We start from the raw sequence: 12,876 nt of genomic DNA on the forward strand, positions 1-12,876 counted from the left end.
ACACTCACCGCATGAATTTCCACCGGACCATTGTGTTGGGCGGAGCTTTCCTATCGCTGTCAATTGCCTGCGTCATTACTTCCAGCGCTGCGGAATCACGACGTCCCAATTTCATCATCATTTTCACCGACGACCAGGGTTATCAGGACGTGGGCTGTTTCGGTTCGCCGAATATCAAAACGCCAAATCTCGACCGTATGGCCCGCGAGGGAATGCGTTTCACGGATTTTTACGTGGGCCAGCCGGTTTGCACGGCGTCCCGCGCGGCGTTGTTGACCGGTTGCTATCCGAATCGCGTTGGCCTGCTTGGCGCGCTTGGTCCAAAATCGAAGGTTGGAATCAGCGACAAGGAATTGACCATCGCGCAGGTCCTCAAGACGCGAGGCTACGCCACCGCGATCTTTGGCAAGTGGCACTTGGGTGATTCGCCACAGTTCCTTCCGACGCGGCACGGCTTCGACGAGTACTTCGGCCTCCCCTACTCCAATGACATGTGGCCGAACCATCCAACCAATGGAAAAAATTACCCGCCCCTGCCCCTCTTCGAGGGCGAAAAAATCATCGGCCTCATGCCAGACCAGACACAACTGACGACCTGGTACACTGAACATGCCGTGCGTTTTATCCAGCGGAACAAGGGGCACCCGTTCTTTCTTTACGTCGCGCACAACCTGCCGCACGTGCCGTTGCACGTGAGCGATAAATTCAAGGGCAAATCGGCGCGCGGGCTCTATGGTGACGTGATCATGGAGATCGACTGGTCCGTCGGGCAGATTCTCAAGGCACTGAAGAAGAACGGGCTCGATGACAACACCCTCGTGGTTTTCACGTCGGACAACGGCCCGTGGCTGCTTTACGGAAACCACGCGGGTTCCGCGCTGCCATTACGCGAAGGGAAGACCACGACGTTCGACGGCGGCCTGCGCGAACCGTGCATCATGCGCTGGCCGGGAAAAATTCCGGCGGGGACCGTCTGCCACGAACTCGCGGCGACGATGGATCTGCTGCCGACGTTCGCGAAGCTCGCTGGCGGTGAAGCGCCCGGCGATCGCATCATCGACGGAAGGGACATCTGGCCGCTGATGTCCGGTCAGCCCGGCGCAAAGACGCCGCACGAAGCCTACTTTTACTACTGGAACAAGCATCTGCAGGCCGTGCGCAGCGGCAAATGGAAACTGCACCTCGCTCACGATTACGATCATCCTGATCCGCAAGGACACGACGGGAAGCCCGGCAAATACGCGAAGCACGAAATTGGTGTGGCGCTCTTCGACCTCGACGCCGACATCGGCGAGACGAACAACCTCGCCGACCAGCATCCTGACATTGTCGTTCGACTGAAATTGCTGGCAGAAAAATGCCGGGAAGACCTCGGCGATTCAGCCACGGGACAGCAAGGGAAAAATGTCCGACCGCCCGGAAAGTTGGAAGAAAAGTGATCCCGCCAGACGATTTTTCAGAACACTGCGCACAGACTTGTTCCAAAACAACTGGCGCGGTTGGCAAACGTAGCAGGCGAAACACCTGCACTGCGTTTCAGACATCCAGCTTCGTCCAGGCCGCATTTTTCTTCGATGACTTCACCACGGCCTCGATGAAAGCCATGCCGCGAACGCCGTCTTCGATCTTCGGATAATCAAGCGCGGGGTCATTCTTCGCCAGTTTGCGACCGTCCATTTTCGCGCGGATATGATTGGCAAAGTTTTTGTAGATGTTCGCAAACGCTTCGAGGTAACCCTCCGGATGCGCGGGCGGCGTGCGCGAGGCCGCTTTGGCATTTGCGCCAAGGTAGCCGTTGGCGGTGCGAAAGACCTGCATTGGCTGGTCGAGCCATTTCACAAGCATGGTGTTCGGCTCTTTCTGGTGCCATTCGATCCCGCCCTTCTCGCCATAAACACGGATGTTGAGATTGTTCTCTTCGCCGACGCTTATTTGTGAACAGTGAAGCACGCCCTTGGCGCCGCCTTTGAATCGCAGCAGCACATTGCCATCGTCGTCAAGCTTGCGGCCCTTGACGAAGCTCGTGATGTCGGCGGCGAGTTCCGCGATTTGCAAACCGGAGATGTACTCGGCCAGATTTTCGGCGTGCGTGCCGATGTCGCCCATGCTCCCGGCCGCGCCGCTGCGTTTGGGGTCGGTGCGCCAACTGGCCTGTTTCTGGCCCGTGGCTTCGAGGCGCGTGGCCAGCCAGCCCTGCGGGTACTCGACGACGACCTTTCGAATTTTGCCGAGTTTGCCATCCCGGACCATGTCGCGCGCTTCCTTCACCAACGGGTACCCGGTGTAGTTATGCGTGAGTCCATAGAGCCGGCCGGTCTTCTTCACGATTTCAGCCAGCTTTTTCGCCTGTGCCAGATTCAACGTCGCCGGCTTGTCGCTCAAGACATGAAATCCATTTTCCAACGCCATCTTCGCGGGCGGGAAGTGCATGTGATTGGGCGTCACAATGGCGACAAAATCCATGCGTTTGCTGGCGGGCAACATGGCCTCCCCCTTGATCATTTCTTCGAAGGTGCCGTAGCAACGTTCCTGCGGAAGAAAGAAATCCGCGCCGCTGGCCCTGGACCTTTCAGGATCAGACGAAAACGCGCCGCAGACGAGTTCGATCTGCTGGTCCATCGCGGCGGCGATGCGGTGCACCGCGCCGATGAACGCGCCACGTCCGCCGCCCACCATGCCGTAACGAATTTTTCTGCTCATAACGTTGAAAGTTGAATGAAATCGCGGCCCGCGGCCTTTTTGCCTTTTGTGTTAAAGTAGGTATTGAATTAGGTGTCGCGGTCTTTATAGTGGCCGCCGTTTTTCAAGTCAACGGATGACTTGAAAACCCTGTTTGTGGCGGGATCCGCGGGCCGCGGCGCATGACAGGCACGGCCCGCAAAACCCATGCACGTGCATTTGTTGAAATCGAAAATCCACCGGGCGCAAGTGACCGGCGCGAGTCTCGACTACGAAGGCAGCCTGACCATCGCCGAAGATTTGCTGGAAAAGGTCGGCCTCCTCCCCTACGAACGCATCCTGTGCAGCAACCTTGCCAACGGCCAGCGCTTCGAAACCTACGCCATCAAGGGCGAGCGCGGTTCGGGCACGATCGAACTCAACGGCGCGGTTGCGCACCTCGGAAAAATCGGCGACCGGCTGACGATCATGTCGTTCACCGAAGTGGACAACACCAGGGCAAAACGCTGGAAGCCACGCGTGATCGTGCTGGGAAAAAAGAACCGGATCATCAACGAGCGGGGAATCTGAACATGGATTCAACATCGAGGTTGTCAGTCGTAACTACGATTAGCCGCTTTCGATCAACTGAAATTTCGGCTGCATTCCGCAGTCCCCTGCCCGTGTTTGGCTTATGCCATTGACCGCTGCTGAAATCGCGGAACAAATCGACGGTAAGGTTCTCGGCGACGCCTCAATTCCGCTGACCGGTTTCGCGCCCGCGGACAAAGCCAGGGCCGGCGACCTGACGTTCGCCGAGAACCAGACCTATTTTAACCGCGCCGAACAAAGCGCCGCTGCCGCCATCATGGTGGACGGCGAGTTCACTTCGACGAAGAAGACCTTGATCCGCGTGCCCAACGCGCGCATCGCATTCGCGAAGGTTTTGCCGCTGTTTTTTCCCGAGCCTGTATTCACTCCCGGCGCACACCCGACCGCCGTCATCGCCGCGTCGGCTGAAATCGATCCGACCGCGCACATCGGGCCGCACTGCGTGATTGGCGATCAGGCGCGCATCGGATCGCATTCCGTGCTGCACGGCGGCAATCATGTCGGGGCGCAGTGCGTGCTTGGCGGCGACACGCAACTTTTTCCGAACGTCGTGTTGTATCCGCGCACTCAGGTCGGCCAGCGCGTGCGCATCCACGCCGGCGCGGTCATTGGCTCGGACGGGTTTGGTTACGTGCTCGACCAGGGGGCGCATCGCAAGGTGCCGCAGATCGGTTACGTCATCATTCACGACGATGTCGAGATCGGCGCGAACGTCACCATCGATCGCGGGGCACTGGGCGCAACTTCGATCGGTCGGGGGTCAAAAATAGACAACCTGGTGCAAATCGCCCACAACGTCGCCATTGGGGAGCATTGTCTCGTGGTCGCTCAGGCCGGCATAGCGGGCAGCACCAAGCTCGGTAATTTTGTCACGCTCGCGGGGCAGGTCGGTCTCGCCGGTCACCTGAAGATCGGCAACAAGGTCACCATCGCGGCGCAATCGGGCGTCATGCACGACATTCCGGACGGTGACAAGTGGTTTGGCTATCCCGCGCAACCGGACCGTCAGATGAAACGGCAGATTCTGGCCGTTCAACAATTGCCCGAACTGCTCCGGCGTGTCGCCGAACTCGAGAAAAAATTCGCGGCCCCGACGCCTCCCACCGGCCCTAAAAAGGCCTGATCCCGCCGACCGCGGCGCATCCGCGCCACCGCGCGCGTATCTCCACCGCCGGGCTCCGCCACCGGGGTTTTGGCTTGACGAGCCAACGCCCCCTCCATAAGCTGCGCACACTAGTGGAATATTGCTGGTTCGCCAGCGCCGAAGTCGGAGATCAAGATTCTGCCGACTTTTTTGTTCCCCGCATGGGGGCAATGTGTGTGTATGAACGCCGAATTTTTAGCGATATTAGAGTATTGGGAACGCGAGAAAGGCATCAACAAGGACGTCCTTGTGAAGGCTGTCGAAGAGGCCTTGTTGTCGGCGGCCAAAAAGGCGGTCGGTCCGGCCCGTGAATTGCGCTGCGCCATCGACCCGAAGACGGGCGACATCAGGGCGTTTGCCAAGCTGGTCGTCTCCGAGAAGGCTGCGTCCAAACACGACCAGATATCACTGTTCGACGCGCGGCGCATCAAGTCCGACGCGCAACTTGGCGACGAAATCGAGGTCGAAGTGACTCCGGCAAATTTTGGACGGATTGCTTCACAAAACGCCAAGCAGGCGCTCATGCAGCATATCCGGCGCGCGGAAAAGGAGCTTATCTACTCCGAATTCAAAGACCGCACCGGCGACATCGTCAGCGGAACGGTGCGCCGCTTCGAGCGCTCGGATGTGTCCATTGATCTGGGTAAATTCGAAGCGTTGCTGCCCAATCGCGAGCGAGTGCCCACCGAGGAGTATCAGATCGGTGAACGCATTCGCTGCTATGTCAAAGCCGTGGAGCAATCGGTGCACGGACCAGAAATCATTCTTTCACGCGCCGACCCCCAGTTCGTCGTGAAGCTTTTTCAACTGGAAGTCTCCGAAATCAACGACGGCACCATCGAAATCAAAGGCATTGCGCGGGAACCGGGTTTCCGCACCAAACTGGCGGTGTGGTCGCGCGACGACAAGGTCGATCCCGTCGGGGCCTGCGTCGGACTGCGCGGGCAGAGGGTGAAAAACATCGTCCGCGAGTTGAACAACGAGAAGGTGGACATCATCAAATGGGAACCGAACGTCCGGAATTTCATCACCAACGCGCTCGCACCGGCCAAGTTGAAGGCTTTTGAAATCGACGAAGCCAGGCGGCGCGTGAAAATCCTGGTGAGCGAGGATCAGCTTTCGCTGGCCATCGGCAAACGCGGCCAGAACGCGCGGTTGACGTCCAAACTCACCGGATGGCAGGTGGACATCGAGCACGAACACCTGACGACCATGGGCTTCGAAGAAAAAGTCGCCCAGGCGGTGAAGGCGGTGGCCTCCATTCCCGGGATTACACAGGAACAGGCGGATGTACTGGTGCATCGGGGATTCTTGAGTCTGGAAGATCTGCTGCAAGCGGAAGCCGGCGATCTTGCGGAAATCCCGGAGATCGGCGAGCACGCCCCGACGATCATCGACGCGATCCGCACCGAAGCGGGCCGGCGCAGCCCGACGACGGTTGCCTAGCAGATTATGCGATTGGCAATCCCAACGTCCGCATGTTAACCACATGAAGACTTTGCGGAACAACCGGCTGGAAAAAAGCATTTATGCCCGTTCGTATTTACGACATAGCGAAGAAACTTGGAATCGAAAGCAAGGATGTCCTTGTCAAGGCCAAGGAACTGGGCATAGCCGGGGCCAAGGTTCCGTCGAGTTCGCTCGATAAAATCACGGCGGAGTATCTGGAGGAGCAATTAGGCGGAGGAAAGCCTGCGGCGGTCGCCGAGCCCCCACCCGCGTCGCAGCCCATTCTGATCGTATCCGCTCCAGCCGAACCACCTCCCCCGGTTTCTGAAGCTCAGGAACCACAAAGTCCTTCAGTCGGACCGACGGAAGCCGAGACCGAGACGTCATCCCCCGCTGAAATCGCGACTGAAGTTGTCGAAGCGACATCTGCACCGCCTCCGCCAATCACCCGGGTGGCTCCCCCCTCACCTCCAAAACCTGGGATTGGGGAAAAGGTTGGATTCATTCAGCTGCCGCAGAAGCCCGCGCCCAAACCCGGGCTGAAAACGGGGGCGATGAAACCGCCGCAGAGACCTGCGCCTGCAACGAGGCCGGGCGCCGCTCCGATGCCGCTGAAAGCAGGCGCCAGACCTGCGGCGCAACCCTCGACTCCCGCGACGCCCAAATTCGTTCCTCCCACAACCGGTGAACTGATCACGCTAAAGCCTCCGGTCGTGGTCCGCGACCTCGCTGAGCAGCTAAAGCGCAAGCCGTTTCAGTTGATTGCCGACCTCATGGAACTCGGCGTGTTCGCCAACGTCAACCAGTCCGTTGACGAGACCACCGCACAAAAGCTCTGCGCAAAATACGGTTTCCGGTTCGAGGTGGAGAAACGCGAACGCGGTGCCGGCATCGTTCACGCGCCACCGCGGCCGGTCGAACGTGATCTGGAAGACAAGCCGGAGGATCTCCGACTCCGGGCGCCGGTGGTCACCATCATGGGCCACGTTGACCACGGCAAGACAACCCTGCTTGATGTGATCCGCAAGTCGAACGTGGCTGCCAAGGAAGCCGGCGGCATCACCCAGCACATCGGCGCATACACGATTTCCATTCCGCACCCCGAACGGAAGAGCGAACTGCAGCAAATCACGTTTCTTGACACGCCGGGCCACGCCGCGTTCAGCTCGATGCGCGCCCGCGGCGCGAACGTCACCGATATTGTAGTGTTGGTTGTGGCCGCCAATGACGGCGTCATGCCGCAAACCCTCGAAGCCCTGAGCCACGCGCAGGCGGCGAAAGTTCCAATTATCGTCGCTGTCAACAAGTGCGATCACCCGAACGCCAATCCGATGAAAGTCCGCCAGCAGTTGCAGGACAAAGGGCTGGTTTGTGAGGAATGGGGCGGCTCCACCATTTTCGTGGATGTCTCGGCACTCACGAAACGGGGCGTGGACAAGCTGCTCGAAATGATCGTGCTTCAGGCCGAGGTCCTCGAGTTGAAGGCGAATCCGACGCGTCCCGCCAAAGGCAATGTCATCGAGTCCGGTCTTGAACCCGGAGGTCCGACCGCCACCGTCCTGGTCCGCAAAGGCACGCTGCATGTGGGCGACATCGTGATTTGCGGCGAATACTGGGGCAGGGTGCGCGCCCTGATCAACGAAGAGGGCAACCGGTTGAAGGAAGCGGGGCCTTCGGTCGCCGTGAAAGTGCTCGGATTGAACGGTGTCCCCGAAGCCGGACTGGAGTTCAGCGTGGTGGAGAACGAAAAAGACGCGCGCGGACTCGCGGAGGAGCGCACCGAAAAGGTGCGCAGCGAGGACAAGGAGCGCCGCCCGAAGGTCACGCTCGAAAACCTGTTCGAGACCCTGGCGTCGGAAACCAGCAAGGTTCTTAAAGTTGTCGTCAAGGCCGACACTCAGGGCTCGGTTGAAGCCATCGTTGAAGCGCTCAAGAAGATCGACGCGGAAAAAGTCGCCCTCGATATCATCCACAGCGCCGTCGGCACGATCACAGAATCCGACGTGATCCTGGCTTCGGCCTCCAAAGCAATCGTGCTTGGGTTTCACACCCGCGTTGACAATGGCGTATCCGAGGTCGCCAAACGCGAAGGCGTGCAGATCAAGCTCTACGCGATCATTTACGAACTGATTGACGAGGTAAAAGAGGCGATGGCCGGCCTGCTGGACCCGTTGATCCGGGAAGTCATCGTGGGCTCGGCGGAGGTGCGCAAGGTTTTCGCCCTGTCCAAAGGTGGCAATGTCGCCGGCTGTGTCGTGGCCAGCGGACGGATCGTCAAAGGCAAGATGCGCGTTCAACGGCGCAAGGGGCTCATCTATGAGGGGGTTTCCCTCTCCTTGAGGCGTTTCCAGGACGAAGTCAACGAAGTCCGCGCGGGGATGGAATGCGGAATTCGGCTCGATGGTTTTAATGACTACCAGGTCGGGGACTCCATCGAGTGTTACACTCAGGAGAAGGTGCCGCAAAAACTGTGACCACTGCGCCCCGCCGCGGCGCAATCAACCTATCCCAATCCATGCAGTCCCTCCGACACCAGCGCGTGCGTGAGCTTCTCAAGCGCGAAATCGGCGAGGTTATCCGGCGCGAAATCCCTGTTGGCGAAGCGGGTCTGATCACGGTGAACGACGTGGGCGTCTCCGGCGACCTGCAATCAGCCACGGTTTTCGTGGGAATTGTGGGCACGGCCGACCAGCAACGAAAAGGTATTGAACTCCTCAAGCGGGAACGGCTGCGCATTCAGGGCCTCGTCGGACGCGCCGTCGTCCTAAAATACACACCTAAATTGCGCTTCATGCGTGACGACTCGGTCGCGCGGGGCAATCGCGTGCTGGAAATCATGGAAGAACTCGAACGCTCCAGGCCGCCATCATGAAGACGCCTCCCGGCATCGTTGGGCGGATCCTCGCCGAGCTCGGCCGCTCCGGGAGTGTTTGCGTGGCCGGTCATGTGCGTCCGGACGGTGACTGCATCGGCTCGCAACTGGGCCTGGCAATGGCGCTTCAAAACCTGGGCAAAAAGGTCGTTTGCTGGAACGAGGACAGGGTTCCGCAAAAGCTTGCCTTCCTCGATCCCCGAAATCTAATTCAACCTCCGTCGCCCGGCCATCAGTTTGATTGCGTCGTTGCCACCGATTCGGCCAGTTTTGACCGTCTCGGCAAGGTGGGCAAATGCGTCCAAAACCGCCGTCTTCTCGTCAACATCGACCACCACGCGAGCAACACGCGGTACGGAGATCTGAACTGGGTGTCCGCCCGCGAGTCGTCCACCGGTGAATTGGTCTTCCACCTCCTGAGGACCGCCGGCTGGCCGGTCACATCGGCGATCGCCGATTGCCTGTTCACCGCCGTCTCGACGGATACCGGCTCCTTTCAATATCCGAGCACGCAGCCTTCCACCTACCGGGTGGCCGCGGAACTGGTGAAGCTCGGCGCGAACCTCGCCAGGATTTGCAATGAAGTTTACCAGTCGTTCCCGCTTTCGCGCGTCCGGCTGTTGAAACATGTCTATAATCATTTCCACCTGACACACGAGAATCAGATCGCCTGGTTCTGGCTCAAAAAGGCCGACTTCACTCGCGCGGGCGCGGACGCCGCGGACAGCGAAGGGCTTATTGACCACATTCGCGCAATCGAGCCGGTCGTCGTCGCCTGCGTCTTCGAGGAGGTGGAACCCGGTTTGACGCGCGTCAGCCTCCGCTCCAAAAGCAACCGGGTCAACGTCAGCGAAATCGCCGGCGGATTCGGGGGCGGTGGCCACCCCGCGGCGTCCGGCGCGCGCATTTCCGGCAAACCAGCATCCGTTCAACGCCGGGTGCTCGCCGCCCTCAAGAAGGCACTCGATTCCGCGCATTAGTTCATGCACGAATTTGATCCGCTCGACGGCGCGCTGCTCATCGACAAACCCGTTGGCCCCACCTCGCACGACGTGGTGGATGCCATCCGCCGACGTTTCCAGATCAGGAAGGTCGGCCACTGCGGCACGCTTGATCCGAACGCCTCCGGCCTGCTCGTCATCGTGCTGGGCCGCGGCACCAAACTTTCGGAGAAGTTGATGTCCTCCGACAAGGTCTATGAGGGCACGCTGAAACTCGGCGAGACGACGAGCAGTTACGACGCCGATGGTGAATTGACCGGTTCACTGCCAGTGCCACCGTTGACGGTCGAACAATTGAACGAGCTCGCGGCGACGTTTGTGGGCGACCAGATGCAATTACCGCCGATGGTTTCGGCGATAAAAAAGGATGGCGTGCCGCTCTACAAACTTGCGCGCAAAGGCATCGAAGTCGAGCGCAAGGAACGGATGATTCACATCTACAACTTCCGTTTCACCTCCTATCACGAGCCTCTGGGACAGTTTCGAATCGCCTGCACGAAGGGCACCTACGTCCGCACCCTGGCGCACGACCTCGGCCAGAAGCTCGGCTGCGGCGCACACCTTGCCGCGCTGCGCCGCACCGCCTCGGGCAAATTTGCCGTGTCCGACGCGCTGCCGCTCGACCAGGCGCTTTCGCTGTCAACCGGCGAACTCGAGGGCCGGATAATGCCGTTTTTGCAGCTCGCGCGCGAGGCTCAGCTTTTTCGCGCGTCGTAAGCCGCGCATTTTTCCTTCAAGTTTTGCGCGCCGCGAACCACCCTTCACCTTCATGAAAACTCTGAGCGCAGCCGGAGAGTTGCGGCCTGGATCGCGCAAGGTCTCCGCGGCCATCGGCATGTTCGACGGCGTGCATCTGGGCCATCAGCAGGTCATCCGACAAACGGTCGAGGATGCCCGGCAGCACGAAGGAGTCGCGGTGGCCATTACGTTCGACTGTCACCCGAATTCCGTCGTCGCCCCCGAACGCAACCCCCCGCTGATTTATTCGCAGTCGCAGAAGTTGCGCGTGATCGAATCTCTGGGAATCGACTCCGCGCTATTGATCCACTTCGACCGGATGTTCAGTGAAATACCCGGCGAACAGTTCATTCGCGGTCTCGCGCGGGACTTCGGCCGCCTGCACAGTCTGTGCGTGGGCAGCGCCTTCACCTTTGGTTTCCGGCGCGGCGGCAACGTCGATTTGCTGAAACGACTGGGCAAAGAATTGAAGTTCACCGTGCATGGGCTGGCCTCGGTTTCGCTCGGAGGGAACGGGGTCAGTAGCACGCGGATTCGCGAGGCCATCCGCACCGGCGACCTCGATGCGGCCAGTCAGATGCTCGGCCGCGCCTATTCGCTTGGAGGAAAAGTCGTTCACGGCCGGGAACTCGGCGGAAAACTCGGCTTTCCGACGGCCAACGTTGACGTCGCTGGACTGGCCACTCCCCCCAACGGGGTGTACGCGGTGCATGCGTCGGTTCAGGACCGTCAATATCGTGGCGTCGCCAACATCGGTTTCCGTCCCACCCTCCAGAATGCAAATCCACAACTTCAGGTCGAAGTTCACCTGCTCGATTTCTCCGGCGACCTCTACGGGCGGGAGCTGGAAATCACGTTTGTGGAAAAACTGCGCGACGAACAGAAGTTCCCTTCGCGCGAGGCGTTGCAGGAACAGATCCGGCGCGACATTGAAACTGCGCGGAGAATATTTTAATGCGGCGGCCTGCTTTGCTCAGACCTCTGCTTCGACACCCGGCCGATTGCCGGATTGAATGACGGATTGCAACACCCGCGCCAGTTCGCGAATTTCATACGGCTTGGCCACGACGCCGCAAAAGCCGTATTTTCGAAACTCGGCCATGACCGGGTCGTTGGAGTAGCCGCTGGAGACAATCGCTCTGGCGCCCGGGTCGAGTTCAAGCAGCCGCTGAATGGCCTCCTTCCCGCCCATGCCACCGGGGATGGTAAGGTCCATGATGACCGCGGAGAACGGCCGTCCTCCCTCCCGCGCTTCCTGGTACCGCCGGATGGCCTCCGCCCCGTCGCGCGCCAGCTCCGCCTCGTACCCCAGACGCTTCAGGGCGATGTGGGAAAAATTCAAAATGTCCGGCTCGTCATCCATGACCAGCACGCGGCCCCCGCCGGCTGGCAGAGAACCCGGGTCCTCCGCCTCCACCGGCAGCGTTTGCGCCGATGCCGGCAGGTATATGTGAAACGTCGCCCCCTGCTCCACTTTTGAATCCACGTCGATCAGTCCGTCGTGCTTTCGCAAGATGGAATAGGCGGTGGCCAGTCCAAGGCCCCGTCCTTTGTGTTTCGTGGTGAAAAACGGATCGAAAACGCGCGACAGGTGTTCGCGTGAAATTCCGGGACCGTCGTCCTGTATGGAGATTTTCACGTAATCGGCTGACGACGACGGCAGCCCGCGTCTGGTTCCGGCGGGAATGTTCTCCGCACGCACGGTGATTTTTCCGCCGTCCGGCATCGCCTGAATCGCGTTGAGAAACAGATTGTTCAGCGCCTGGATGATCTGCGCCTGGTCAACCTCGACCGGCCGAAGGTCGGGCGCGTAATGAAATTCGCAGCGTGCGTTCGAGCCAAGCACTGCGATGTCGCACGCCTCCTTGATCAGCCGGGGTACTGATTTGACGCGTTTGATCGGCGCGCCCCCGCGGGCGAACGTCAGCAACTGGCCGGTCATTTCCTTCGCCCGCACGCAGGATTGTTCGGCCCTTTCCAGCCGTTCCTGAAGCGGGTTGTCGGCCGGTGCAAACATCTTCGCGAGTGAGATATTGCCAAAAATGCCCGTGAGGATGTTATTGAACTCGTGCGCAATGCCGCCAGCCAGGAGTCCGAGTGATTCAAGCCTGCTCGCCTTTTGCAGTTCCGCCTCGAGTTTGCGGTTTTCCGTGATGTCGCGAAAGACGAGCACCACGCCCACGATGCTCTCAGCGTGGTCATGAATCGGTGCGCCGGCGGTGGTGACAATGCGTTCGCGGCCGTCCCGGGAAACCAGCACCGTCGGCGAGCCGCGCCTTAGGGCGGTATCCGCCTTTAACACGCGGTCCACGGGGTTGTCCAGTTGCTCCCGGGTGACTTCGTCCAGGAGCTGGAACACCTCGCTCAGCGGCTGGCCGACCGCGGGGAGCCGCGTCCATCCG

At 59.9% G+C, this 12,876-nt stretch carries 11 protein-coding genes; 9 read left to right on the forward strand and 2 right to left on the reverse strand.

Going from position 1 to position 12,876, the window contains the following annotated elements:
- Positions 1-11 precede the first annotated feature (11 nt).
- Positions 12-1,439 carry a sulfatase gene (locus VN887_08590; protein HXT40067.1) on the forward strand — a complete coding sequence of 476 codons (1,428 nt, stop codon included), beginning with the start codon at positions 12-14 and terminating at the stop codon, positions 1,437-1,439.
- A 97-nt stretch (positions 1,440-1,536) separates the two neighbouring features.
- Here the strand turns inward: VN887_08590 and VN887_08595 are convergent, their stop codons facing one another.
- Positions 1,537-2,700: a Gfo/Idh/MocA family oxidoreductase gene (locus tag VN887_08595; protein ID HXT40068.1), complete on the reverse strand. Its 1,164-nt coding sequence runs from the start codon at positions 2,698-2,700 to the stop codon at positions 1,537-1,539.
- A 186-nt stretch (positions 2,701-2,886) separates the two neighbouring features.
- Here VN887_08595 and panD point away from each other — a divergent pair, with 186 nt between their 5' ends.
- The 8 genes from panD to VN887_08635 all read left to right on the forward strand — a co-directional run bounded on the left by panD (position 2,887) and on the right by VN887_08635 (position 11,429).
- Entirely contained in the window at positions 2,887-3,249 is a 363-nt protein-coding gene (gene panD / locus VN887_08600; protein ID HXT40069.1) for an aspartate 1-decarboxylase, read from the forward strand.
- 103 nt (positions 3,250-3,352) lie between these two features.
- The gene (gene lpxD / locus VN887_08605) at positions 3,353-4,393 is read left to right on the forward strand and encodes a UDP-3-O-(3-hydroxymyristoyl)glucosamine N-acyltransferase (protein ID HXT40070.1); all 1,041 of its coding nucleotides are present in this window, start codon (positions 3,353-3,355) and stop codon (positions 4,391-4,393) included.
- Positions 4,394-4,594: 201 nt separating this feature from the next.
- Positions 4,595-5,860, forward strand: coding sequence for a transcription termination factor NusA (gene nusA / locus VN887_08610; protein ID HXT40071.1), 1,266 nt, complete (start codon positions 4,595-4,597; stop codon positions 5,858-5,860).
- An 83-nt stretch (positions 5,861-5,943) separates the two neighbouring features.
- A complete protein-coding gene (infB, locus tag VN887_08615) occupies positions 5,944-8,337 on the forward strand; it encodes a translation initiation factor IF-2 (protein HXT40072.1) in 2,394 nt (797 codons plus the stop codon).
- Positions 8,338-8,378: 41 nt separating this feature from the next.
- Positions 8,379-8,735, forward strand: a complete 357-nt coding sequence (gene rbfA, locus VN887_08620; GenBank protein HXT40073.1) for a 30S ribosome-binding factor RbfA — start codon at positions 8,379-8,381, stop codon at positions 8,733-8,735.
- Positions 8,732-9,715: a bifunctional oligoribonuclease/PAP phosphatase NrnA gene (locus VN887_08625; protein ID HXT40074.1), complete on the forward strand. Its 984-nt coding sequence runs from the start codon at positions 8,732-8,734 to the stop codon at positions 9,713-9,715. Before rbfA ends, VN887_08625 begins: the two co-directional genes overlap by 4 nt.
- A gap of 3 nt (positions 9,716-9,718) precedes the next feature.
- Positions 9,719-10,453 carry a tRNA pseudouridine(55) synthase TruB gene (truB, locus tag VN887_08630; GenBank protein HXT40075.1) on the forward strand — a complete coding sequence of 245 codons (735 nt, stop codon included), beginning with the start codon at positions 9,719-9,721 and terminating at the stop codon, positions 10,451-10,453.
- Between the two features lie 52 nt (positions 10,454-10,505).
- Entirely contained in the window at positions 10,506-11,429 is a 924-nt protein-coding gene (locus tag VN887_08635; protein ID HXT40076.1) for a bifunctional riboflavin kinase/FAD synthetase, read from the forward strand.
- 18 nt (positions 11,430-11,447) lie between these two features.
- Here the strand turns inward: VN887_08635 and VN887_08640 are convergent.
- Positions 11,448-12,876 (reverse strand): ATP-binding protein (locus VN887_08640; GenBank protein ID HXT40077.1); only part of this gene is annotated, 1,429 nt, incomplete at its 5' end.

It is taken from the genome of Candidatus Angelobacter sp. (assembly GCA_035607015.1).
Taxonomy (GTDB): domain Bacteria; phylum Verrucomicrobiota; class Verrucomicrobiia; order Limisphaerales; family AV2; genus AV2.